We start from the raw sequence: 23,467 nt of genomic DNA, 5'->3' as shown, positions 1-23,467 counted from the left end.
AAACGCCCGGTTACATTCCGAACCCGGAAGCTAAGCCTTACAGCGCCGATGGTACTGCAGGGGGGACCCTGTGGGAGAGTAGGACGCCGCCGAACTTCTTTTAGAGCTCCGGCTCTCGGGCATACAGCCCGAGAGCCGGAGCTTTTTTGCGTTGCGGTAAGGTCGGGGGGCATCATCGGCACGTTTCTCACAGGAGGCTCCCGGGTGGAGGTCCAGGAGACACGGGTCCAGACGGACCGTGTCCTCACCATCCCGAACATGCTCAGCATGGCGCGGCTCGTTGGCGTACCCCTCTTCCTGTGGCTGATCCTCAGGCCCGAGTTCGGTGGTCCGAAGAGTGACGGCTGGGCGCTTCTGGTGCTGGCCCTCAGCGGCGTCAGCGACTACCTGGACGGCAAGCTCGCGCGTCGGTGGAACCAGATCAGCAGCCTCGGCCGGCTTCTCGATCCCGCGGCCGACCGCCTCTACATTCTCTCGACCCTGGTCGGTCTCACCTGGCGCGAGATCCTGCCGCTCTGGTTGACCGCCGTGCTGCTGGCACGTGAGCTCGTTCTGCTGGTGATGGTGGGTATCCTCCGGCGGCACGGCTATCCGCCGCCGCAGGTGAACTTCCTGGGGAAGGCAGCCACCTTCAACCTGATGTATGCCTTCCCGTTGCTCCTGCTCAGTGACGGAACCGGCTGGATCTCGTCACTCGCTGCTATTTTCGGATGGGCGTTCGCAGGGTGGGGTACAACCCTGTATTGGTGGGCAGGAGTCCTCTACGTGGTCCAGGTCCGCCGTCTGGTTCGGGCGGACGCCATGGCCGATTGAACTCGTTGATCGACACGCGCAAAGGGGCGCGACGGCCCGCAGGCAAAGGTGCGGGACAATCTCGACGGGTGAAGTCGGCCAGACCGTCGTCTCTTCGAGGAGGACGCTTCCAACATGAAGGCCGTCGTGATGGCCGGAGGCGAAGGCACCCGCCTTCGTCCCATGACCTCAAGCATGCCCAAGCCGCTCCTGCCGGTCGCCAACCGGCCGATCATGGAGCACGTTCTGAGGCTGCTCAAAAGGCATGGGCTCAACGAAACTGTTGTGACCGTCCAGTTCCTGGCGTCGCTGGTCAAGAATTACTTCGGTGACGGCGAAGAGCTCGGAATGGAGCTCACCTATGCCAATGAGGAGAAGCCACTCGGTACCGCTGGAAGCGTCAAGAACGCAGAGGAGGCATTGAAGGACGATGCCTTCCTCGTCATCTCCGGTGACGCACTGACCGACTTCGACCTCACCGAGCTGATCAATTTCCACAAGGAAAAGGGTGCGCTGGTCACCGTCTGTCTGACGCGGGTGCCCAATCCGCTGGAATTCGGCATCACCATCGTGGACGAGGAGGGCAAGGTCGAGCGCTTCCTCGAGAAGCCGACCTGGGGGCAGGTCTTCTCCGACACGGTGAACACCGGTATCTACGTCATGGAACCCGAGGTCTTCGACTACGTCGAGGCCGACGTGCCCGTCGACTGGTCCGGCGACGTCTTCCCGCAGCTGATGAAGGAAGGCAAGCCCGTCTACGGCTACGTCGCCGAGGGCTACTGGGAGGACGTCGGCACGCACGAGAGCTATGTGAAGGCGCAGGCCGACGTCCTCGAGGGCAAGGTCGACGTCGACATCGACGGCTTCGAGATCTCCCCGGGGGTGTGGGTGGCCGAGGGTGCCGAGGTGCACCCCGACGCCGTACTGCGGGGACCGCTCTACATCGGTGACTACGCCAAGGTCGAGGCCGGCGCCGAGATCCGCGAGCACACCGTCGTGGGGTCGAACGTCGTCGTGAAGAGCGGTGCCTTCCTGCACAAGGCCGTCGTCCACGACAACGTGTACGTCGGGCCGCACAGCAACCTGCGCGGTTGTGTCGTCGGCAAGAACACCGACATCATGCGCGCGGCACGGATCGAGGACGGCGCCGTCATCGGTGACGAGTGCCTGGTCGGTGAGGAATCGATCGTCCAGGGCAATGTGCGGGTCTACCCGTTCAAGACCATCGAGGCCGGTGCCTTCGTCAACACCTCGGTGATCTGGGAGTCGCGGGGGCAGGCGCATCTCTTCGGTGCCCGTGGTGTGTCCGGGATCCTGAACGTCGAGATCACACCCGAGCTCGCCGTGCGTCTGGCGGGTGCGTACGCGACGACGCTCAAGAAGGGTTCGACCGTCACCACGGCCCGTGACCACTCCCGTGGCGCCCGGGCGCTGAAGCGGGCGGTCATCTCCGCGTTGCAGGCCAGCGCCATCGACGTACGCGACCTGGAGAACGTGCCGCTGCCCGTGGCCCGGCAGCAGACCGCGCGGGGGAGCGCCGGCGGCATCATGATCCGGACCACGCCCGGGGTGCCGGACTCGGTCGACATCATGTTCTTCGACGGTCAGGGCGCCGACCTGTCGCAGGGCAGCCAGCGCAAGCTGGACCGGGTGTTCGCGCGGCAGGAGTACCGGCGCGCGTTCCCCGGTGAGATCGGTGATCTGCACTTCCCGGCGAGTGTCTTCGACTCGTACACCGGCTCGCTGCTGCGGAACGTCGACATCACCGGGATCGCGGAGTCCGGGCTGAAGGTGGTCGTGGACGCGTCCAACGGCAGCGCCGGCCTGGTGCTGCCCAGCCTGCTCGGCAAGCTGGGCGTCGACTCGCTGACCATCAACCCCGGTCTCGACGAGTCCAGGCCGACCGAGACGGCCGACATGCGGCGCTCCGGACTGGTGCGGCTGGGGGAGATCGTGGCCTCCTCCGGTGCCGCGTTCGGCGTGCGGTTCGACCCCGTCGGTGAGCGGCTGTCCCTGGTCGACGAGAAGGGACGGATCATCGAGGACGACCGGGCGCTGCTCGTGATGCTCGACCTCATCGCGGCCGAGCGGCGCAGCGGCCGGGTCGCGCTGCCGGTGACCACGACCCGGATCGCCGAGCAGGTGGCGGCGTACCACGGCACCCAGGTCGAGTGGACGACGACCTCGCCCGACGACCTCACACGCGTGGGCGGCGAGGAAGGGACGATCTTCGGCGGTGACGGCAAGGGCGGTTTCATCGTTCCGGAGTTCAGCAGCGTCTACGACGGCACCGCCGCCTTCGTGCGGCTCATCGGGCTGGTGGCGCGGACGCAGCTCACGCTCAGCCAGATCGACGCGCGCATCCCGCGGGCGCACGTTCTCAAGCGGGATCTGGCGACCCCGTGGGCCGTCAAGGGACTGGTGATGCGGCGGGTGGTCGAGGCGGCCGGAGACCGGTTCGTCGACACCACCGACGGCGTGCGTGTGGTGGAGGCGGACGGTCGCTGGGTGCTGGTGCTGCCCGATCCGGCCGAGGCGGTCACCCACCTGTGGGCCGAAGGGCCCGACGACGCCTCCGCCCAGGCCCTGCTCGACGAGTGGTCGGCGGTCGTGGACAGCGCAGGACGGTAGCGGAACGGTAGAACGGCCGGTACGCGTGCGTGCCGGACAAGTGTCCCCAACGGGGCCCTGTCCGGCACGCCGGTAGGGCCGTTCGAGAACAGTGGTCGTGGCGTGCGACGATGTGCGGCATGCCGCAGCAACCCCCCGTTCGGAGCACACCCCGGCGGCCCCCGCGTCCGGACGCGTCCATGTCGTTGATCACCAACGTCATGGACCACAGTCTCGACGACGGATACGCCGAGGCCGCCGCGCGGAAGAAGGCCGACGGGGCCGGCGGCATGCCGAAGACCCTCAGGGCGAAACTGGGCCTCGCCGTCGGCCTGGTGCTCGCCGCCCTGATCGTGACCGTCGGGGCCGCGCAGGCCCGGGTCGCGGCTCCTGCAGTGGCCAAGGAGCGCGAGGAGCTGATCGACCGGATCGATCAGGAGACCGAGGTGGCCGACGAGCTCGAGGGCAGCATCGACGAGCTGCGCGAGGACGTCGGCGCGCGGCAGCGCGAGGCGCTCCGCGACAGCGGCGGAAGCGACCGGTCCGAGCTGGTGGGCGTCCTGGCGGGGGCCGTCGCGGTGCACGGCCCCGGCGTGCGGCTCGTGGTGAACGACGCCGAGGACACGACCGCGGGCGGCGACGGCGATCCACGGTCGACCTCCGGATTCTCGGACACCGGGCGGGTCCGGGACCGCGATCTGCAGCGCGTGGTCAACGGCCTGTGGGAGTCCGGTGCCGAGGCCGTCTCCATCAACGGGCAGCGGCTGACCGCCCTGTCGGCGATCAGGGCCGCCGGAGACGCGATACTGGTCGACAACAGGCCGCTGGTGCCGCCGTACACGGTGCTCGCGGTGGGGGACGGCCCGCAGTTGAGCGACCGGTTCCAGGACAGCGCGGACGGGCTGTACCTGCACGTCCTGCAGGAGAACTACGGCATCCGGACGGCCATCTCCGTGGAGGACGACCTCCGGTTGCCCGCCGCACCGAGTGTGATCGTACGTACCGCACAGCCGATAACCGAGAAGGGCACATCGTGATCGCCGTACTGGGCCTCGTCGTGGGAGTCGTGGCCGGACTGTTGGTCCGGCCCGAGGTTCCGGCGGTCGTCGAGCCTTATCTGCCGATCGCCGTCGTCGCGGCGCTCGACGCCGTGTTCGGAGGACTGCGGGCCATGCTCGACGGCATCTTCGACGACAAGGTCTTCGTGGTCTCGTTCCTGTCGAACGTGGTCGTCGCCGCGCTGATCGTGTTCCTCGGTGACAAACTCGGCGTGGGGGCCCAGCTGTCCACGGGCGTGGTGGTCGTCCTGGGCATCCGCATCTTCTCCAACGCCGCGGCGATCCGCCGGCACGTGTTCCGGGCGTGAGGCCGATGAGTGAGCACGAGCACGACGAGCCGGCACCCGCGCAGGCGTCCCCGCCCGGGCCCGCGCCGACCCCGCGACCCAGGCCCGCTCCGGAGGGCGCACCCGTGAGCGCCTCCGCGAGCAGTCTGCGCAGGGAACTGCCCGCAGAGGTGTCCGCGTCCGCGGACGCGGACGCGGACGCGCCGAAGACCGAGCCGGGACCCCGGCTCACCGGGCGGCAGCGGCTGGTGAAGGGGCTGTGGCCGCCGCGGGTGACCCGGGCCCAACTCATCGTGGCCCTGCTGCTGTTCGGCCTGGGCTTCGGTCTGGCCGTCCAGGTGGCCTCGAACAGCGACGGCGACAGCGCGCTGCGCGGGGCGCGACAGGAGGACCTTGTGCGCATCCTTGATGAACTCGACGACCGCACACAGCGTCTTGAGGACGAGAAGCAGGGACTCGAGGAACAGCGCGACGAGCTGGAGAACAGCTCCGACCAGGCCGAGGAGGCCCGCAGGCAGACGCTCGAGAAGGAACGGCAACTCGGTGTCCTGGCGGGCACGGTGGCCGCACAGGGTCCCGGCATCACGATGACCATCGAGGACACGAAGGGGACGGTCGAGGCGGACATGCTGCTCGACGCCGTCCAGGAGTTGCGTGCGGCCGGCGCCGAGGCGATCCAGGTGAATGGTGTGCGGGTCGTGGCGAGCACCTACCTGACGGATTCCGGCAACGGTGTCGGCGTGGACGGGAACAAGATCACCGCGCCCTATCGTTTCAAGGTCATCGGCAAGCCGCAGGACCTCGAGCCGGCGCTCAACATCCCGGGAGGCGTGGTGCAGACCCTCGAGAAGGAACAGGCCACCGTTACCGTGGAGCGGTCCACCAAGATCGTCGTGGATGCCTTGCGAGCCGCGAAGCGGCCTGACTACGCTCGGTCGTCCTCCCGGTGAACCGGGGGTGCATGGGGGACATCCGGCGAGGGCATGAGCTTGCGGGGGGTCGGCGCACCGAATGGGTGGTGCGTGGTGGAAACTGTCTGGCGGAGGCGGACGTTGTGAAGATGTCCGGGTCGGCCAATGTGTTCAGTCAGGGTTCGTCCTGCCCCACGGGCGGGTCTGTTTCGGTCAAGGGGAATCGCCCGTGAAGTTGTTTGCGAAGTTGTTCGGCAAGAGCGCGCGAGAGGGCAGCGACAACGCGACCGCTCGCCATCGCGCACAGCCTGACGCGGAAGGTCAGCGTCCGTTGTTCCGGGACCAGGTCGCCGGTCCGGGCGCGGACGTCGCCGGAGGCCAGGGCGCGCCGTCGGTTGACCCTGCGCAGCAGGGCGGCATAGGTTTCGGACAACCGTCGACCTCAGGTACGGGTGGAGGGTTTTCCGACCCGTACGCGTCCCATGCCCCCGGTGGGCAGCCGCGGCAGGAGGATCCGTCCATGTCGGTCCTGGTGTGTACGAGGTGCGGTAACCGCAACGCGGAGAACAGCCGCTTCTGTTCCAACTGCGGCGCGCCGCTCAGGCCGGGGGTCACCCCGGAGCGCCCCTCCGAGACGACGTCCACGATCTCGATCTCCGGTCTCGAGGCCTACGACGCCGAGGCCACCGGCCAGACGCCGATGCCGACGCTCTCCCCGGAGGCGCAGGCGGCCGTCGACGCCCTGCCGATGGGGTCCGCGCTCCTGGTCGTGCGCCGCGGCCCGAACTCGGGAAGCCGCTTCCTCCTGGACGGTGACCTGACCACGGCCGGCCGTCATCCGCAGAGCGACATCTTCCTGGACGACGTGACGGTCTCCCGGCGGCACGTGGAGTTCCGCCGCAGCCCGGACGGGTCGTTCACGGTGGCCGACGTGGGCAGCCTGAACGGCACGTACGTCAACCGCGAGCGGATCGACCAGGTCGCCCTGTCGAACGGCGACGAGGTGCAGATCGGCAAGTACAGGCTGGTCTTCTACGCGAGCCAGCGGGGCTACTGACCTTCCCCCGGGCGTCCGTCCGGGGGATCACCAGGGAAGGTCCATGCTTCACACACCGAGCGGCGGTGCCGGAGACGGCGCCGCCGCCGCGGACACCGGGCTGATGAGCATCGGCACGGTGCTGAACGTGCTGCGCGAGGAGTTCCCCGAGGTCACCATCTCCAAGATCCGCTTCTTGGAGTCGGAGGGGCTCATCGAGCCGCAGCGGACCCCTTCGGGGTACCGCAAGTTCAGTGCAGGGGACGTCGAGCGCCTCGGCCATGTCCTGAGGATGCAGCGGGACCACTATCTGCCGCTCAAGGTGATCCGTGAGCACCTGGAGGCGATGGAGCGGGGCGAGGCCGTCCAGCTGCCGGTGCTGGGCCGGCCGCGCGACGGGGAGGCCGGTCACGAGCCCGTCCCCGAGGCGCCCACGGCGGCCCGCATCGGGCGTGCCCAGCTGCTGGCGGCCGCCGGCATCGACGAGCGGGAGCTCGCGGAGTGGGAGTCGTACGGGCTGCTCACCCCACTGGAGGACGGGGTGTACGACGCCGAGGCGGTCACCGTCGCCGAGCTGATCACCGAGTTGGGGCGGTTCGGGATCGAGCCCCGTCACCTGAGGGCCATGAAAGCCGCCGCGGACCGGGAGGCCGGCCTGGTGGACCAGCTCGTCGCCCCGCTGAGACGCCACCGGAACCCGCAGACCAGAGCCCATGCGGAGGCCCGTACGAAGGAGCTGGCGGGGCTCACGGTGAAGCTGCACGCGGCGTTGGTGCAGACGGCGCTCGGGGTGCGGCTGCCCTGAGGCGGGCGGACTCAGGAAAGCGGATCGGCCGCCCGTTCCCGGCCCGACTACCCAAACCTCCCGGGCACGGCCTAGGGTTGCTGTGTGAACGAGCTCGATGTCGTAGGTGTCCGGGTCGAGATGCCCTCCAACCAACCGATCGTGCTGTTGCGTGAAGTGGGCGGCGACCGCTACCTCCCCATCTGGATCGGACCGGGGGAGGCGACGGCCATCGCCTTCGCCCAGCAGGGCATGGCCCCCGCACGGCCGCTGACCCACGACCTGTTCAAGGACGTGCTGGAGGCCGTCGGTCAGGAGCTCACGGAAGTGCGCATCACGGATCTGCGTGAGGGGGTCTTCTACGCGGAGCTGGTCTTCGCCAGCGGGGTCGAGGTGAGCGCCAGGCCGTCCGACGCGATAGCGCTGGCACTGCGTACGGGAACACCGATCTACGGCAGTGACACGGTGCTCGACGACGCCGGAATCGCGATCCCGGACGAGCAGGAGGACGAGGTGGAGAAGTTCCGCGAGTTCCTCGACCAGATCTCGCCGGAGGACTTCGGGACCAGCAGTCAGTGAGGGACAGCGATCGGCCGGGGCCTCGGCACCCGTCCGGGCCGGTGGGGTCGAGGAGCGCCGCACGGCCCGTGCGGAAGGCATTCGGCTAGCCTTTCCCCGCGGAGGGGTACGGGAAACCACTCTTAGGGTGATTATCACTCGGCGTGCCGAGTGTGGCGATCGTTGACGCGCCCTTGGCGACTGCCTACCGTCGAGGAGGCAGGTCAAGGACGGAGGTCGGCGTGAGAAGCAGCGGCGACGGTACGGTCGGGGGTGCACCCGGACGCAGTCTCGGGGCGAACGGGCCGTTCTCTCCTTCAGGCTCCCGGTTCCGCTCGAGCGGGGGATTCCCCCAGCACGGCAGCGCGACCGGACCCGTTCCGCAGCGACCGACGGCCGTGCCGAGCAGCGGAGGGGCGACATCCATGGCGTCCGAGCAGATCGGCTACCGGGGCCCCACGGCCTGCGCGGCCGCCGGTATCACCTACCGGCAGCTCGACTACTGGGCCAGGACGGGGCTGGTCGAGCCCAGCGTGCGGCCCGCCCACGGATCCGGCACGCAACGGCTGTACAGCTTCCGCGACGTCGTCGTCCTGAAGATCGTCAAGCGGTTCCTCGACACCGGTGTGTCCCTGCAGAACATCCGCACCGCCGTCCGGCACCTGCGCGAGCGCGGCTTCAGCGACCTGGAGCGCATGACGCTGATGAGCGACGGGGCCACGGTCTACGAGTGCACCTCACCCGACGAGGTCCACGCCCTGCTCCAGGGCGGCCAGGGCATCTTCGGCATCGCCGTGGGCGTGGTGTGGCGGGACGTCGAGAGCGCGCTGTCACAGCTGCACGGGGAGCGCGTCGACACCGGGGAGACGCTGATCGGCCACAATCCGGCGGACGAGCTGGCGCGGCGGCGGAACCGGGCCGTCTGAGGACGGCACTGTCAGTGCTGTAGGGCACCATCGGGCATGTGAGATCCTCGCCCACGATCCTGCACCTCGACATGGACGCCTTCTTCGCCACGGTGGAGCAGGCGTCCAAGCCGAGCCTGCGGGGGAAGGCCGTCGTCGTGGGCGGGCTCGGGCCGCGCGGCGTGGTCGCCACCGCCTCGTACGAGGCCCGCGTCTTCGGTGTTCATTCGGCGATGCCCATGGCGCAGGCCCGGAGGCTCGCACCCAACGCCGCCTACCTGGTGCCCCGCTTCGCTCTCTACCGGTCGATCAGCGAGCAGGTGATGGGGCTGCTGCGGGACCTGTCACCGCTGGTCGAGCCGCTCAGCCTGGACGAGGCGTTCGTGGACCTGGAGGCCGGCGGCACGGCCTGGGACGAACAGTCGGCGCGGCTGGCCGGGGCGAAGCTGCGCGCGGACATCCGGGCGGTCACGGGACTCACCGGGTCGGTGGGGCTCGCGGCCTCCAAGATGCTCGCGAAGATCGCCTCGGAGCAGGCGAAGCCGGACGGGCTGGTGCTGATCGAGCCGGGCACCGAGCGGGCACTGCTGGGACCGATGTCGGTGCGGACGCTGCCGGGCGTGGGGCCGGCCACCGGCGATCACCTCAGGCGGGCCGGGATCCACACGGTCGACGAGCTCGCCGAGGCGGGGGAGGACGAGCTCGTGCGGCTGCTGGGCAAGGCCCACGGGCACGCGCTGTACGCCATGGCGCTGGCGCGGGACGAGCGGCCCGTGGTCGCCGAGCGGGAGGCGAAGTCGGTGTCCGTCGAGGACACGTACGACGTGGACATCCACGACCGGGTGCGGGTGGGGACGGAGGTGCGGCGGCTCGCCGACCGGTGCGTGCGGAGACTGCGGGGAGCGGGGCTGTCGGGGCGGACCATCGTGCTGAAGGTGCGACGGTACGACTTCTCCACCCTCACCCGGTCCGAGACGCTGCGGGGACCGACGGACGATCCGGCGGTGGTGCGGGAGGCGGCGGCGCGGCTGCTGGAGTCGGTCGACACGACGGGCGGGGTGCGGCTGCTGGGCGTGGGGATCAGCGGACTGGCCGACTACACGCAGGAGGACCTGTTCGCGCAGGCGGCCGGCGTGCGCGAGGACACCCTCGCCGAGGAGCCCGAGGCCGCGCCGGCGGAGGAGCGGCAGGCCCCCACCGAGCGGCTGTGGCCGGCGGGACACGACGTGCGGCATGCCGCGTACGGGCACGGGTGGGTACAGGGCAGCGGGCTGGGGCGGGTCACGGTGCGCTTCGAGACGCCCCATTCGGAGCCGGGACGGGTCAGGACCTTCCGGACCGACGACCCGGATCTGGAGCCGGCGGAACCGCTGCCGCTGGTGACGCGAAGACCCGGGGAGGGCGAGCGGGCGGGGACCGGCGGGGTGGGTTCGACGAGCCCGTGAGAGGTCCCGGCGGTGCCGGCGACTCCGGGCGGCGTCGGGGCGGCCGGGACGCCCGGGGCCGGGCGGCGGCCGCCGGCGCGGGACCGGCGTGGTGCGGCCGACCGGCGCGGTGCGACCGCTCGTGAGGCCCACGGGCTCCGCAGCGCGCCCCTTGCTCCGCCCGGTCGTACGGGGACCGGGCCGGACCTCTCCCACCGGCTCCGGCGGCATGGACGCCGTTCCGGAGACCGGTGAGCGAGGAGGCTCCTTCCCGAGGGACGGGATGCTCAGGCCGGTTCGTCCTTGCCCGCGAGCCTGCCGAAGTCGCGGTCCGGGAGCGGGGGCGGGGCGGCGACGTCCAGGCCGTAGTGGTGGTAGAGCTGGAGTTCCTGCTCCGGGGAGAGGTGGCGGCCGACGCCGAAGTCCGGGGCGTCCTTGATCAGGGCGCGTTCGAAGGGGACGTGGAGGGCGCCGTCGATCAGTTCGCTGGGTTCCAGGGGGACGAAGGCGTCCCTGCTGAACAGACCGGTGCGTATCGCCGCCCACTCCGGTGCGCCGGTGGCGTCGTCGAGATAGACCTCGTCGATCGTGCCGATCCGGGTTCCGTTGCGGTCGAACGCCTTGCGGCCGATCAGGTGGCGCGGATCGATGTCGGTCTGCACAGGCCCTCCACTGGTCGCACGTCATCCGTAAGCACTACAAAACGGCACAATCGGCGGAGTGGCCACTCGAAGTCCCGTTCGCGGCCCTCGCTGGTACGCTGGCAAACGGCTGCTGACCCCGTGCGGGAGAGTCCTCCAGGCACCATCGGAGGCGCCGAAGGAGCAAATCCTCCCCGGAATCTCTCAGGCCCACGTACCGCACGGACGAGGTCACTCTGGAAAGCAGAGCGGGTGTCGACGGCTTCCGCTCTCACCGACGGTGAAAGCCGGGCGCCTCCGGGCGATCCGGTGAAGCTCTCAGGTCGAGATGACAGAGGGGGAGGCCGTCCGGGTACCCGTGCCGTGGTGCCCCTCGAAGGTCGTCAGACCAGGAGGCCTCCGCAATGACCGCCCATCGCACTCCGCTCTCCGAGCTCGAACAGGGAACACCCTTCGAGCAGCGCCACATCGGCCCCGACCACGAGGCCCAGGCCAAGATGCTCGCGCAGGTCGGCTACGGCTCGCTCGACGAGCTGACGGCCGCCGCGGTCCCGGATGTGATCAAGAACGCCGACGCGCTGGACCTCCCGGGTGCGCGCACCGAGGCCGAGGTGCTGGCCGAGCTGCGCTCGCTGGCCGACCGCAACGAGGTGCTCGGCTCCATGATCGGGCTCGGGTACTACGGGACGTTCACCCCGCCCGTCATCCTGCGCAACGTGATGGAGAACCCGGCCTGGTACACGGCCTACACGCCGTACCAGCCGGAGATCTCGCAGGGGCGGCTCGAGGCGCTGCTGAACTTCCAGACCATGGTCGCCGAGCTCACCGGCCTGCCGACCTCCGGTGCCTCCCTGCTGGACGAGGGCACCGCCGCCGCCGAGGCGATGGCGCTGTCGCGGCGCATGGGCAAGAACAAGAAGGGCCTGTTCCTGGTCGACGCGGACGCGCTGCCGCAGACCATCGCCGTGATCGAGACCCGGGCCGAGCCGACCGGGGTCGAGGTCGTCGTCGCCGACCTGAGCGAGGGCATCCCCGCCGAGGTCGCCGAGCGCGAGATCAACGGCGTGCTGATCCAGTACCCGGGCGCCTCCGGCGCCGTACGCGACATCAAGCCGGTGATCGACCAGGCGCACGAGCTCGGCGCGCTCGTCACCGTCGCCGCCGACCTGCTCGCCCTCACCCTGCTGAGGTCGCCCGGCGAGCTCGGCGCGGACATCGCGGTCGGCACCACGCAGCGCTTCGGCGTGCCGATGGGCTTCGGCGGACCGCACGCCGGCTACATGGCCGTGCAGGAGAAGATGGCGCGCAGCCTGCCCGGGCGGCTCGTCGGCGTCTCCGTCGACGCGGACGGGAACAGGGCCTACCGGCTCGCGCTGCAGACCCGTGAGCAGCACATCCGCCGCGAGAAGGCCACCAGCAACATCTGCACCGCCCAGGTGCTGCTCGCCGTCATGGCCGGGATGTACGCCGTCTACCACGGCCCGGAGGGCCTGCGCACCATCGCGCGGCGCACCCACCGGTACGCGACGGTCCTCGCCGAGGGCCTGAAGGCCGGCGGTGCCGAGATCGTGCACGACTCCTACTTCGACACGCTGACCGTGCGGGTGCCGGGACGGGCCGCCGAGGTCGTCGCCGCCGCGCGCGACAACGGCGTCAACCTGCGTCTCGTCGACGCCGACCAGGTCTCGATCGCCTGCGACGAGACCACCACCCGGGACCGGCTCGCCGCCGTGTGGAGCGCCTTCGGCGTCGAGGGCGACGTCGAGGCACTGGACGCGGCAGCGCGGGACACGCTGCCGGACGCCCTGCTGCGCAGCGACGAGTTCCTGACCCACCCGGTCTTCCAGCAGCACCGTTCCGAGACCGCGATGCTGCGCTACCTGCGCCGTCTCGCCGACCGGGACTACGCGCTGGACCGCGGCATGATCCCGCTGGGCTCCTGCACCATGAAGCTCAACGCGACCACCGAGATGGAGCCGGTCACCTGGCCCGAGTTCGGGCAGCTGCACCCCTTCGCGCCCGCCGAGCAGGCGCAGGGCTACCTCACGCTCATCCACGAGCTGGAGGAGCGGCTCGCCGAGGTCACCGGCTACGACAAGGTCTCCCTCCAGCCCAACGCCGGCTCCCAGGGCGAGCTGGCCGGTCTGCTCGCCGTCCGCGGCTACCACCGGGCCAACGGCGACGAGCAGCGCACCGTCTGCCTGATCCCGTCCTCCGCGCACGGCACCAACGCGGCCAGCGCCGTGATGGCCGGCATGAAGGTCGTCGTCGTGAAGACCGCCGGGGACGGCGAGATCGACGTCGAGGACCTGCGGGCGAAGATCGAGCAGTACCGCGACGAGCTGGCGGTGCTGATGATCACGTACCCCTCGACGCACGGCGTGTTCGAGGAGCACGTCGCCGACATCTGCGCGGCGGTGCACGAGGCGGGCGGCCAGGTGTACGTCGACGGCGCCAACCTCAACGCGCTGGTGGGCCTGGCCAAGCCGGGCCACTTCGGCGGAGACGTCTCGCACCTGAACCTGCACAAGACCTTCTGCATCCCGCACGGCGGCGGTGGTCCCGGCGTCGGTCCGGTCGGCGTGCGGGCGCACCTCGCCCCGTACCTGCCGAACCACCCGCTCCAGCCCGAGGCCGGCCCGGAGACCGGTGTCGGGCCCATCTCGGCGGCGCCGTGGGGCTCGGCGGGCATCCTGCCGATCTCCTGGGCGTACGTCCGGCTCATGGGCGGCGAGGGCCTGAAGCGGGCCACGCAGGTGGCGGTGCTCAGCGCCAACTACATCGCCAAGCGCCTCGAGCCGCACTACCCGGTGCTCTACACCGGCCCCGGCGGGCTCGTCGCGCACGAGTGCATCATCGACCTGCGCCCGCTGACCAGGGCGACCGGCGTCAGCGTCGACGACGTGGCCAAGCGGCTGATCGACTACGGCTTCCACGCGCCGACGATGTCGTTCCCGGTGGCCGGCACGCTGATGATCGAGCCGACCGAGTCCGAGGACCTGACCGAGCTCGACCGGTTCTGCGAGGCGATGATCGCGATCCGCGCGGAGATCGAGAAGGTCGGCTCCGGCGAGTGGCCCGCGGACGACAACCCGCTGCGCAACGCCCCGCACACGGCCGCCGCGCTCGGCGGGGACTGGGAGCACGCGTACGGCCGCGAGGAGGCCGTGTTCCCGGCCGGGGTGAGCGCCGCCGACAAGTACTGGCCGCCGGTGCGCCGCATCGACCAGGCCTTCGGCGACCGGAACCTGGTGTGCTCCTGCCCGCCGCTGGACGCGTACGAGGACTGATCCACCGGAAGCCGGAGGAGGTGAGGGGCTCCGCCTCGGCCGCACGGCCGAGCCGGAGCCCCTCACCGTGCGCCGCCGTGTTCTACGCCGGGTACGCGTGGGTCTGCGTGGCCTTGACCGCCGCCCAGACCGGGGCGCCCGGATGCAGGTCCAGTTCGGCCGCGGCGACCGTGGTGAGGTCGGCGGCCAGGGCGAGTTCGCCGGTGAGCTCCACGCGGACCTGGTCGCCGTGCGGCTCCAGGCCGGCGACCTCGCAGCGCCAGAGGTTGCGGGCACTGGAGCCGGTGGGGCGGTCGCGGTGGAGGGTCACGGCGCCGGGCGGGAACGCCACGAAGGCGGGACCGGAGAGGTCCTCCGTGGTGCTCACCGCCGGACCCGCGTCGAGCCGGACCGTGTGGCCGTCGGCCCGGCCGCGGTACAGGTTGAGGCCCACCAGCTGGGCGATGTACTCGGTGCGCGGGCGGCGCGCGATGTCGGAGGGCGCGCCCTCCTGCACGATCCGGCCCTGCTCCACGACGACCAGGCGGTCGGCCAGCACCATGGCGTCCAGCGGGTCGTGCGTGACGAGCACGGCGACGGCCTCGAAGGCGGCCAGGTGGCGGCGGAGCTGGGCGCGCACCTCCAGCCGGGTGCGGGCGTCCAGGGCGGCGAGCGGTTCGTCCAGGAGCAGCAGCCGGGGGTGGGTGGCCAGGGCGCGGGCGAGGGCCACGCGCTGGGCCTGGCCGCCGGAGAGGCGGCGGGGCTTGGCACCGGCGTGCTCGGCCAGGCCCATGCGGTCCAGCCATTCGGCGGCCTGGGCACGGGCCTGCGCCTTGCCGGTGCCCCGGCAGCGCGGCCCGAAGGCCACGTTGTCGAGGGCGGTCAGGTGCGGGAAGAGCAGGTAGTCCTGGAAGACGACACCGACCGGGCGCGACTCGGGGGGCGTGCGGTGCAGTTCGGCACCGTCCAGCAGCAGGTGGCCCGCCGTGAGGGGAGCGAGGCCGGCGAGCGCGCGCAGGGCGGTGGTCTTGCCGGCGCCGTTCGGGCCCAGCAGGGCGACGACGTCGCCGGGCGCGGCGGTGAGCGCGATGTCCAGACGGAAGGAGCCGCGGTCGACGACGAGCCGCGCGTCGAGCCCCTCGGCGGAAGGGCCGGGCGTGGCACCGGCGGGGCCGGGCGTCCTGCCGGGGTTCTTCGGCGCGGTCTCGGGCACGGTGTCAGGCCGTCCTCATCCAGCGGTCCCGCAGCCCGGCGAGTACGGCGACGGACACCGCCAGCAGCACCAGGCTGAGGGCGATCGCGGCGGCCGGGTCGCTCTGCAGGGCGAGGTACACCGCGAGCGGCATGGTCTGGGTGCGGCCGGGGAAGTTGCCGGCGAAGGTGATCGTCGCGCCGAACTCGCCGAGGGCCCTGGCCCAGGCGAGGACGGCACCGGCCGCGATGCCCGGGGCGACCAGCGGCAGGGTGACCCGGCGGAACGCGGTGAAGCGGGAGGCGCCCAGGGTGGTGGCCGCCTCCTCGTAGCGCGGGTCGGCGGCCCGCAGCGTGCCCTCGACGCTGATGACGAGGAACGGCATCGCCACGAACGTCTCGGCGAGGACGACGCCCGCGGTGGTGAAGGGCAGGGTGATGCCGAACCAGGCGTCCAGCCACTGGCCGACGACGCCGTTGCGCCCCAGGGCGAGCAGCAGGGCGACGCCGCCCACCACCGGGGGGAGGACCAGGGGAAGCGTCACCAGGGCGCGGACCAGACCGCGGCCGGGGAAGTCCGTACGGGCCAGCAGCCAGGCCAGCGGGACGCCGACGACCAGGCTCAGCGCGGTCGCCGCCGTGGCGCAGACCAGCGACAGGCGCAGCGCCTGCCACACCTCGGGGCTGGCCAACTGCTCGGGCAGACTGCGCCAGGGAGCCCGGAGGAGGAGCGCGAGGAGGGGGACCAGGAGGAAGGCGAGGCCCAGGAGGGCGGGCACGAGGAGGGGGAGGGGAACGCCCCGGCCGGGGGTGCGGGGACGTGCTGTGCGGGGAGCCCGCACGGTCCGCGTCCCGCTCCGGCCGCCGCCGGGGGGCGGCGCGGGGGTGCCCGGGTCCGACGGGGTGGCGTGCCGACCGGTCACGGTGCGAGGAACCCGGCCCCGGTCAGGACCTTCCGGCCCTCCGGTGACTTCACCAGCGCGATGAACGCCTTCGCCGCCGCCGGGTTCCGGGCGCTCTCGAGACGGGCGATCGGATAGTCGTTGACGGCCTCGGCCGCCTCCGGGAACTCCACGCCCTCCACCTTGTCACCCGCGGCCCTCACGTCCGTCCGGTACACGACGGCGGCGTCGGCCTCCTTCAGCTCGACCTTCGTCAGGGCGCTCTTGACGTCCTGGGCGTAGGAGACCGGCGTCAGTTCCACGTCGGCGGCCGCGAGCGCCGTCCGCGCGGCCGAGCCGCAGGGCACCGCCCTGTCGCACAGCACGACCTTCAGACCGGGCGCGGTCAGATCCTTCAGGGAGCCGATCCCGTGCGGGTTGCCCGGCAGGGTGGCGATCTCCAGGCGGTTGCGGACGAACGTGCTCGGGCTGTCCGCCGTGAGCCCCTCGTCCGCGACGAGCCCCATCGTCCTGGTGCTGGCCGCCGCGAAGACGTCGGCCGGGGCGCCGTTGCCGATGCCGGCGGCCAGGGTGTCGCTGCCGCCGAAGCTGAAGGTGACCTCCGTCCCCGGGTGCTCCTTCTCGAACCGCTCGCCGAGCGTCGTGAAGCTCTCCTCGAGCGAGGCGGCCGCGAAGACGGTGACCGTTCCGGAGAGGGCGCCTCCGGCGGTCCCGGGGGTGCCCGAGCCGGACGCGGAGCAGCCGCTCAGCGCCAGGAGGACGGCGACCCCGGCACCGGCGGTCCGCAGGGGACGCCGGGGACGGTGCGCGGAACGGTTCATCGCGGTGGCACTCCCTCTGCGGGCCGGGGAGGAACGGACACGGCCCCTCCGATACGCCGATGATACTGGCGCATCTGCAAGGAAGGAGCCTTCTGTCTCGTCGCATGAGCCAGGGAAAGTGGCGGAGGAGACGGCATGTGCGTTCACACAGGAGGGCGCCGGCTCCGTCAGACGCGGTCGATATGGACGTTTGTCGACTTCACGCGTGCGGTGGCCTCCACGCCGACCTCCAGCCCCAGCTCCTCGACGGCCTCCCGGGTGAGCAGCGAGACGAGGCGGTGCGGGCCGGCCTGGATCTCGACCTGGGCGGCGACGTCACCGAGCTTGATCGCGGTGACGATGCCGGGGAAGGCGTTGCGGGCCGAGGTGTACGGGGCGTCCTCCTCGACGGTGCCCGCCCGGGCGAGTTCGACCGAGAACGCGGCCAGGTCCCGTCCGTCGACGAGCCGCCGTCCGCTGTCGTCGCGGTGGGTGGTGATCCGGCCCGCGTCCGCCCAGCGGCGGGCGGTGTCCGGGCTCACGCCGAGCAGTCGTGCTGCCTGGCCGATCGTGTAGGACTGCATGCCGGTCACGATAGGGCGGCGTGGGCGGCGCCCGCACCCGGTCCGGACCGCCGGGGCGCTCGCGCCGTCCCGGCCGGCACACGGCCTTCCCCGGTGAGATGTGGGCCCGGGACGTCGTCGACGAGGCGTTCGGCGAGGTGCTCGACGAGGACGGCACCCGCCGGAGGACGGCCTCCTGCGGGACGCCCGGTCCCGGCCGCGTCACCGGCTCACCGCACCGGGGCGCCCCGTCCGTCAGCCCCGCTCCGGCGGGACCGCCGTGCTCGCCCGCACGACCAGGTCCGTGCCCAGCTCCACGCGGGGGGTGTCCGGCTGTTCGCCGCGGGTGAGGCGGAGCACCGTACGGACGGCGAGTTTCCCCATGTCCGCCAGGGGCTGGCGGACCGTGGTCAGCGGCGGAGCCGACCAGCGGACCTCCGGGAGGTCGTCGAAGCCGACCACGCTCATGTCCTCCGGCACCCTCAGCCCGCGCCGCCGCAGTGCCTCGATCGCGCCCAGCGCCATCTGGTCGCTGGCCGCGAACACCGCGGTCGGCGGCTCCGGCAGGTCCAGCAGGGCGTTGCAGCCGGCGAACCCGGACTCCGGGCGGAAGTCGCCGGGGACGATCAGCGAGGCGTCGACCGCGATGCCGGAACCCTCCAGCGCCGCCCGGTAGCCGTCGAGCCGGGCCCGCGAGCAGAGCAGGCGCGGCGGTCCGGCGATCAGGCCGATCCTGCGGTGTCCCAGGGCCAGCAGGTGCCCGGTCGCGGCCAGACCGCCCGACCAGTTGGCGGCACCGATGGTGGGCACGTCCAGGGTGGGGGAGCCCGCCGGGTCCACGACCACGAACGGCACTCCGAGGATCCGCAACTTCTCGTGCAGCACCGGTTCCAGGGCCGAGGTCACGAGGATGACTCCGTCGGACGCGCGCGCCCGCAGATCGCGCATCCACTCCCGGGCGGCACCGGAGCGCCCGCGGATCGCCGACACCACCGTGCCCACCCCCGCCCCGTGGGCGGCCTCCTCGACCCCGCGGACGATCTCCACCGCCCAGGGGCTGCCGAGGTCGTTGAAGACCAGGTCGATCAGGGCGGCCCGGGAGGGCGAGGCCGTGGAGCGCTTGCGGTAGCCGTGGCGGCGCAGCAGGTCCTCGACCCGGGCCCGGGTCCGCGGGGAGACGTCGGAGCGGCCGTTGACCACGCGGGAGACGGTCGGCACCGAGACGCCGGCCTGCCGGGCGATCTCCGCGATCGTGACTCTGCCCTCGGCACCGGCCTCATGTGCTGCCACTTGCCCACCTCCGTGACGGGAACCCGCGAAACTTCCAGGAGTCTTCCGGAAGGCGGACGCCCGTGGGAAGGCGCCACGAGGCGAACCCTCCGCGCGGGAGGGCCGGTGGATCCGGTCGTCACCCGGACCGTGCGCCGGGCCACGGTGAGTGACCAGCCCCGGACACGCGTCGGGGCCGGCTCGCAGGAGGTCCTGCGGTCCGGCCCCTCGTGTCCTCGAGGCGGGCCCCGTTCCGCCCGGCCGTGCCCAGGCCGTGCTCAGGCGGTGGTCAGGCTGACGCCCCGGGTGCGCTGCGGGGCGATGATCCTGCCGTCGGGCAGGAGCTCGCCGGTGTCCTCGAAGAGCACGACACCGTTGCACAGCAGGCTCCATCCCTGCTCCGGGTGGTGCGCCACGAGACGGGCGGACTCCCGGTCGGCGGAGTCGGCTGAGGGGCACGGTGGCTGGTGCTGGCACATGGGTGGGATCTTTCGCTCTGTGGTGACCTGTGGGATGGCTGTCGTGTCAGTTCCGCGGCGTGAAGCTTCGTTCATGGCCGCCCCCCGTTGCGATAAGTCGGTCAGAAACCAGTGTTGCCCCACGGACGACGATCCGCAGGGATTTCGCGGCACCGCTCCTCACAGGTTGATGACGCATCACCCGCGCGGACGGTTCATCTCAACTGCACTGTCATTTCGGGTGGTTCGGCATGGCCCGATGGGGCTGGTCCGGTGGTGCGGGAAGGTCTTCCGGCTCGTACGAGCCCTTTGGTGCTCGTACGAGCGGGGCGGCGCGGGACGCGCCGGGGAGAGGCGCGGGAAAGGACGTGCCCCGCCGCCCGGAGTTCCGGGCGGCGGGGCACGGGGGGCCGGATCGCGGGGGCGTCAGGCGGGGGAGCCGAGCAGCCGGGTGGGCGCCACCCGGAGGGTCAGCACCGGAAGCAGTTCGGCGACCCGGTGCGGGCGGTGGGCCGCGATCCCGGGCGGTGCCGGGGCGAGCGGGACGAGCAGATCGGTGGCGGCCGGGTGCCCGGTGCCCGCGTCCGCGGCGGGGTCGCCGTGCAGCCAGAGCGTCAGCATGTAGAGGCCGGGCACCGACAGCAGCCGGGGCTGGTACGGCTGGGGCACGGCCTCGGCCTGGCGCAGTGCGAGTTCGGTGGAGGTGACGTAGGGGCCTTCGAAGAAGCGGGAGAAGGTCCAGCCGTCGGGGGTGAGCACGGTGTCCGCCGCGGCCACGGCGCGATCGCCGCAGCGGATCAGGAAGCGCCACCCGGCCAGTCGCGTCGCGGTCACGCCCTCGGCGGTGATCCGGTCCAGGACGTGCACGGGCAGGGGCAGCTCGGGCGAGGCGGGTCCCTGCGTGCCGAGCAGGGAGGGGGTTCGGGCTTCGCTGACCGCGGTGGGGGAGGAGAGCGCGGTCAGGACGGAACGCAGTGCGGGCGCGGGAGCCGGAGGGACATGCAGCGGCATGGTGGGTCGCCTCTCATTCGAAGGCACAGTGGCGCGAGGGCGGGGCGTGGCGGGGCGGACGGCGCTGTCAGCTCACGAAGGCGAGAGAGGCAGGGGCCGGGGTCTGGGCGCGAGAGGTGGGGGTGAGGCCTGCCGTCACATCACCTCGTCGGCTGGATCACCCGACCGTGGGCGCCAACCTTCTGCCTTGTGCACGAAGTTTATACGACACGTGTTCAGGCTGTGTTTCACCTAGCTGTTTTCGATTCGCGAAACAAGGGTACTTTTAGCCGGTGAAATGCGAAAATCATCCCGATTACGAGCGGGGTGCGCGGTGACGACCTCGGAGAACGGCCGCGGAGCGGTCGGCTCATTGTCGTCGGCGTTTTTCACGAGTTCGCCCGTGGCCCCGTGACGTGCGTTGCGTGCCATGCCGCGTGAATGTGCCACTGGTCACCGTCCACCAGCGTAGCGGCCAGTGGGCCCGTCCGGGGCGTTATCGATCGCATCGGCGGGGCATCCTCCCTTGTGCACCGGGACTCCGGCGGCCGTTCTTCGGTCCGCCCATCCGAGGAAGGACGCTTCGATGGGGGAGAAGGTCGTGGCGGGTCAGTTCGACCTGTCCGATCGCCAGCGCTACCGCGACAAGCTCCGCAGGTGTCTGACGGGCTTGGAGCGACTCCTGGCGGAGAAGCGGTTCGACCGCCCCAAGAACCTCATGGGGCTGGAGATCGAATTGAATCTCGCGGGTGCCGACGGCATGCCGAAAATGTTGAACGCGCAAGTCCTCGAACGCATCGCGAGCCGGGATTTCCAAACAGAACTCGCCATGTTCAACCTGGAGGTCAACATCGCCCCCCACCGTCTGGGCGGACGGGTATTCGACCGGCTCGACGAGGAACTGCGCACCTCGCTCGGCTACGCCGACCGAAAAGCCGGCGAGGTCGACGCGGGCATCGTGATGATCGGCATCCTGCCGACGCTGGACCGGGACGACCTGGTCTCCTCGAACCTCTCCGCCGTCGACCGCTACACCCTGCTCAACGACCAGATCGTGGCCGCGCGCGGTGAGGACTTCACGCTCGACATCGACGGCGTGGAGCACCTCCGCTGCACCTCGAAGTCCATCGCGCCCGAGGCCGCCTGCACCTCCGTGCAACTGCACCTCCAGGTCACCCCGGACCGCTTCGCCGACGTGTGGAACGCGGCGCAGGCCGTGGCGGCCGCCCAGATCGCCGTGGGCGCCAACTCCCCCTTCCTCTTCGGCCGCGAACTGTGGCGCGAGTCGAGGCCCCCGCTGTTCCAGCAGTCCACCGACACCCGCCCGCCCGAGCTCCAGGCCCAGGGGGTGCGGCCGCGCACCTGGTTCGGGGAGCGGTGGGTCACCTCGGCCTTCGACCTCTTCGAGGAGAACCTGCGCTACTTCCCGGCCCTGCTGCCGATCTGCGACGACGAGGATCCGCTCGAGGTGCTGGACCGGGGCGGCGTCCCCACCCTCGCCGAACTCGTCCTGCACAACGGCACCGTCTACCGGTGGAACCGCCCGGTCTACGGCATCGCCGACGGCGTCCCGCACCTGCGGGTGGAGAACCGCGTGCTGCCCGCCGGGCCGACGGTCACCGACGTCATCGCCAACGCGGCCTTCTACTACGGCGTGGTCCGCGCCCTCGCCGAGGACAGCCGGCCGGTGTGGAGCCGGCTGCCCTTCGAGGCGGCCGCCGCCAACTTCGACGCCGCCTGCAAGGACGGCATCGACGCCCGCCTCACCTGGCCCCGGCGCGGCCGCTACGGCGGTACGGCCGAGGTGGACGCGGTCACCCTCGTACGCGACGAACTGCTGCCGCTCGCCGAGGCCGGACTGGACGCGTGGGGGATCGAGCCCGCCGACCGCGACCTGTACCTGGGGGTGATCGAGGAACGGTGCCGGCGCCGGGTGAACGGCGCGACCTGGCAGGCCGCGACCTTCCACCGGGCCCTGGACCAAGGGCTCGGCCGCGAGGCCGCGCTGGCCGCCACCACCCGCCGCTACCGCGAGCTGACGGAACAGGGCGACCCGGTGCACACCTGGCCGGTGGGTCTGCCGGAACCGGTGCCGACGGCCTGACCGCTCCGCGCGGACCGCCGGCCGGTCACACAGGCACTGCCCTCATACTGATCGGACCGATCGGCGATGTGTGGAGGCAGGTGTGCAGGCGGAGGCGGGCCCGGCGGCCGATTCCCATCCTGAGGGTCCTGAGCGCAGACCCTCGCGGACGACGCTCCGCAACGAGACGCTGCTCGTGCTCGCGCTCTCACTCGGCGCGAGCGGAGTGTCCGCGCTGATCAGCTTCCTCGGGTCGGTCACCGAACCGGGCGGTCTGAAGGACCAGGCGGCCACGCTCAACGCCTCGGCCGCGCCGGGCCGCCCCTGGCTGGACCTGGCCTGGCAGCTCTTCGGGATCACCACGGCGCTCGTCCCGGTGGCGCTGGTCGCGCACCTCCTGCTGCGCGAGGGCGTGGGGCTGCGCACCCTCGGCTTCGACCGCACCCGCCCCTGGTCCGACCTCGGCCGCGGAGCGGCGGTCGCTGCGGTCATCGGCAGCAGCGGCATCGCGTTCTACCTGGCCATGCGCGGCCTCGGCTTCAACCTCACGGTGGTGCCGGAGGCACTGCCCGAGGTGTGGTGGAAGTACCCCGTGCTGATCCTCTCGGCGCTGCAGAACTCGATCCTCGAAGAGGTCGTCGTCGTGGGCTACCTGCTGCGCCGGCTGGACCAGCTGGGCTGGTCCCCGGGCGCCTCTCTGGTGGCCGGCTCGGTGCTGCGCGGCTCCTACCACCTCTACCAGGGCATCGGCGGCTTCGTCGGGAACATGGTCATGGGCGTGGTGTTCGTGTACCTGTACCGGCGCTGGGGCCGCGTGGGACCGCTGGTGGCCGCCCACACGCTGCTCGACATCGGGGCGTTCGTGGGGTACGCGCTGCTGGCCGGCAAGGTGGACTGGCTGCCGACGGCGTGAGGCACCGGGAAAGGGGCGTGCGG

At 71.4% G+C, this 23,467-nt stretch carries 21 protein-coding genes, 1 rRNA gene and 1 riboswitch; of the genes, 14 read left to right on the top strand and 8 right to left on the bottom strand.

The window, feature by feature from the left end; genetic code table 11:
• The 11 genes from rrf to FHS37_RS20190 form a co-directional block, all read left to right on the top strand.
• A 5S ribosomal RNA gene (gene rrf / locus FHS37_RS20240) occupies positions 1–95 on the top strand; the annotation flags it as partial.
• Between the two features lie 109 nt (positions 96–204).
• Positions 205–813, top strand: coding sequence for a cardiolipin synthase ClsA (clsA, locus tag FHS37_RS20235; protein WP_159530545.1), 609 nt, complete (start codon positions 205–207; stop codon positions 811–813).
• A 114-nt stretch (positions 814–927) separates the two neighbouring features.
• The gene (locus tag FHS37_RS20230; RefSeq protein WP_184823214.1) at positions 928–3,423 is read left to right on the top strand and encodes a mannose-1-phosphate guanyltransferase; all 2,496 of its coding nucleotides are present in this window, start codon (positions 928–930) and stop codon (positions 3,421–3,423) included.
• A gap of 179 nt (positions 3,424–3,602) precedes the next feature.
• Entirely contained in the window at positions 3,603–4,439 is an 837-nt protein-coding gene (locus FHS37_RS20225; RefSeq protein ID WP_184823212.1) for a DUF881 domain-containing protein, read from the top strand.
• Positions 4,436–4,768: a small basic family protein gene (locus FHS37_RS20220; RefSeq protein ID WP_003988855.1), complete on the top strand. Its 333-nt coding sequence runs from the start codon at positions 4,436–4,438 to the stop codon at positions 4,766–4,768. Before FHS37_RS20225 ends, FHS37_RS20220 begins: the two co-directional genes overlap by 4 nt.
• A 5-nt stretch (positions 4,769–4,773) precedes the next feature.
• Positions 4,774–5,697: a DUF881 domain-containing protein gene (locus tag FHS37_RS20215; RefSeq protein ID WP_184823210.1), complete on the top strand. Its 924-nt coding sequence runs from the start codon at positions 4,774–4,776 to the stop codon at positions 5,695–5,697.
• Positions 5,698–5,758: 61 nt separating this feature from the next.
• On the top strand, positions 5,759–6,715 hold the full coding sequence (locus tag FHS37_RS20210) for an FHA domain-containing protein (RefSeq protein WP_184823208.1): 957 nt from the start codon (positions 5,759–5,761) through the stop codon (positions 6,713–6,715).
• Between the two features lie 43 nt (positions 6,716–6,758).
• Positions 6,759–7,499: a transcriptional regulator FtsR gene (gene ftsR, locus FHS37_RS20205; RefSeq protein WP_184823206.1), complete on the top strand. Its 741-nt coding sequence runs from the start codon at positions 6,759–6,761 to the stop codon at positions 7,497–7,499.
• Positions 7,500–7,583: 84 nt separating this feature from the next.
• A complete protein-coding gene (locus FHS37_RS20200) occupies positions 7,584–8,057 on the top strand; it encodes a bifunctional nuclease family protein (protein ID WP_026253112.1) in 474 nt (157 codons plus the stop codon).
• A 221-nt stretch (positions 8,058–8,278) separates the two neighbouring features.
• A complete protein-coding gene (locus tag FHS37_RS20195) occupies positions 8,279–8,962 on the top strand; it encodes a MerR family transcriptional regulator (protein WP_184823204.1) in 684 nt (227 codons plus the stop codon).
• Positions 8,963–9,000: 38 nt separating this feature from the next.
• Positions 9,001–10,386 (top strand): DNA polymerase IV, encoded by a 1,386-nt coding sequence (locus tag FHS37_RS20190; protein ID WP_184823202.1) that lies wholly within the window; start codon positions 9,001–9,003, stop codon positions 10,384–10,386.
• A 266-nt stretch (positions 10,387–10,652) separates the two neighbouring features.
• Here the strand turns inward: FHS37_RS20190 and FHS37_RS20185 are convergent, their stop codons facing one another.
• Positions 10,653–11,027 (bottom strand): PRC-barrel domain-containing protein, encoded by a 375-nt coding sequence (locus FHS37_RS20185; RefSeq protein WP_184823200.1) that lies wholly within the window; start codon positions 11,025–11,027, stop codon positions 10,653–10,655.
• Positions 11,028–11,140: 113 nt separating this feature from the next.
• Positions 11,141–11,236, top strand: a riboswitch (glycine riboswitch).
• Positions 11,237–11,410: 174 nt separating this feature from the next.
• Here FHS37_RS20185 and gcvP point away from each other — a divergent pair.
• Entirely contained in the window at positions 11,411–14,296 is a 2,886-nt protein-coding gene (gene gcvP, locus FHS37_RS20180; RefSeq protein WP_184823198.1) for an aminomethyl-transferring glycine dehydrogenase, read from the top strand.
• 82 nt (positions 14,297–14,378) lie between these two features.
• Here the strand turns inward: gcvP and FHS37_RS39705 are convergent, their stop codons facing one another.
• The 7 genes from FHS37_RS39705 to FHS37_RS20145 all read right to left on the bottom strand — a co-directional run bounded on the left by FHS37_RS39705 (position 14,379) and on the right by FHS37_RS20145 (position 20,469).
• Positions 14,379–15,488, bottom strand: coding sequence for an ABC transporter ATP-binding protein (locus tag FHS37_RS39705; protein ID WP_184823196.1), 1,110 nt, complete (start codon positions 15,486–15,488; stop codon positions 14,379–14,381).
• A gap of 4 nt (positions 15,489–15,492) precedes the next feature.
• On the bottom strand, positions 15,493–16,389 hold the full coding sequence (locus tag FHS37_RS39700; RefSeq protein WP_184823194.1) for an ABC transporter permease: 897 nt from the start codon (positions 16,387–16,389) through the stop codon (positions 15,493–15,495).
• Positions 16,386–17,189 carry a molybdate ABC transporter substrate-binding protein gene (modA, locus tag FHS37_RS20165; protein WP_184823187.1) on the bottom strand — a complete coding sequence of 268 codons (804 nt, stop codon included), beginning with the start codon at positions 17,187–17,189 and terminating at the stop codon, positions 16,386–16,388. The genes FHS37_RS39700 and modA overlap by 4 nt, the downstream gene beginning before the upstream one ends.
• A 167-nt stretch (positions 17,190–17,356) precedes the next feature.
• Entirely contained in the window at positions 17,357–17,752 is a 396-nt protein-coding gene (locus tag FHS37_RS20160; protein ID WP_184823184.1) for a TOBE domain-containing protein, read from the bottom strand.
• Between the two features lie 234 nt (positions 17,753–17,986).
• On the bottom strand, positions 17,987–19,021 hold the full coding sequence (locus tag FHS37_RS20155; RefSeq protein ID WP_184823183.1) for a LacI family DNA-binding transcriptional regulator: 1,035 nt from the start codon (positions 19,019–19,021) through the stop codon (positions 17,987–17,989).
• A 257-nt stretch (positions 19,022–19,278) separates the two neighbouring features.
• Positions 19,279–19,479, bottom strand: coding sequence for a DUF5999 family protein (locus FHS37_RS20150; protein ID WP_184823181.1), 201 nt, complete (start codon positions 19,477–19,479; stop codon positions 19,279–19,281).
• A 405-nt stretch (positions 19,480–19,884) separates the two neighbouring features.
• Entirely contained in the window at positions 19,885–20,469 is a 585-nt protein-coding gene (locus FHS37_RS20145; RefSeq protein ID WP_184823179.1) for a hypothetical protein, read from the bottom strand.
• Between the two features lie 565 nt (positions 20,470–21,034).
• On the opposite strand from FHS37_RS20145, the gene FHS37_RS20140 reads away from it, so the two are divergent.
• Positions 21,035–22,552 carry a glutamate-cysteine ligase family protein gene (locus FHS37_RS20140; protein ID WP_184823177.1) on the top strand — a complete coding sequence of 506 codons (1,518 nt, stop codon included), beginning with the start codon at positions 21,035–21,037 and terminating at the stop codon, positions 22,550–22,552.
• Between the two features lie 82 nt (positions 22,553–22,634).
• Complete coding sequence (locus FHS37_RS20135; RefSeq protein WP_184823175.1) at positions 22,635–23,444, top strand: CPBP family intramembrane glutamic endopeptidase; 810 nt, start codon at positions 22,635–22,637, stop codon at positions 23,442–23,444.
• Positions 23,445–23,467: the final 23 nt, after the last annotated feature.

The sequence above is a fragment of the Streptomyces griseomycini genome, assembly GCF_014203535.1.
GTDB classification, from domain to species: domain Bacteria; phylum Actinomycetota; class Actinomycetes; order Streptomycetales; family Streptomycetaceae; genus Streptomyces; species Streptomyces griseomycini.
Note: the sequence above shows the minus strand (reverse complement) of the source record. Positions and strands in the feature narration are given on the sequence as shown.

Coding starts and splice junctions, on each gene's coding strand:
- FHS37_RS20215 (WP_184823210.1), top strand. CDS start 4,774: ATGAGTGAGCACGAGCACGACGAGCCGGCACCCGCGCAGGCGTCCCCG.
- FHS37_RS20140 (WP_184823177.1), top strand. CDS start 21,035: ATGGGGGAGAAGGTCGTGGCGGGTCAGTTCGACCTGTCCGATCGCCAG.
- FHS37_RS20210 (WP_184823208.1), top strand. CDS start 5,759: ATGGGTGGTGCGTGGTGGAAACTGTCTGGCGGAGGCGGACGTTGTGAA.
- gcvP (WP_184823198.1), top strand. CDS start 11,411: ATGACCGCCCATCGCACTCCGCTCTCCGAGCTCGAACAGGGAACACCC.
- FHS37_RS20150 (WP_184823181.1), bottom strand. CDS start 19,479: ATGTGCCAGCACCAGCCACCGTGCCCCTCAGCCGACTCCGCCGACCGG.
- FHS37_RS20160 (WP_184823184.1), bottom strand. CDS start 17,752: ATGCAGTCCTACACGATCGGCCAGGCAGCACGACTGCTCGGCGTGAGC.
- ftsR (WP_184823206.1), top strand. CDS start 6,759: ATGCTTCACACACCGAGCGGCGGTGCCGGAGACGGCGCCGCCGCCGCG.
- modA (WP_184823187.1), bottom strand. CDS start 17,189: ATGAACCGTTCCGCGCACCGTCCCCGGCGTCCCCTGCGGACCGCCGGT.
- FHS37_RS20145 (WP_184823179.1), bottom strand. CDS start 20,469: ATGCCGCTGCATGTCCCTCCGGCTCCCGCGCCCGCACTGCGTTCCGTC.
- FHS37_RS20225 (WP_184823212.1), top strand. CDS start 3,603: ATGTCGTTGATCACCAACGTCATGGACCACAGTCTCGACGACGGATAC.
- FHS37_RS20230 (WP_184823214.1), top strand. CDS start 928: ATGAAGGCCGTCGTGATGGCCGGAGGCGAAGGCACCCGCCTTCGTCCC.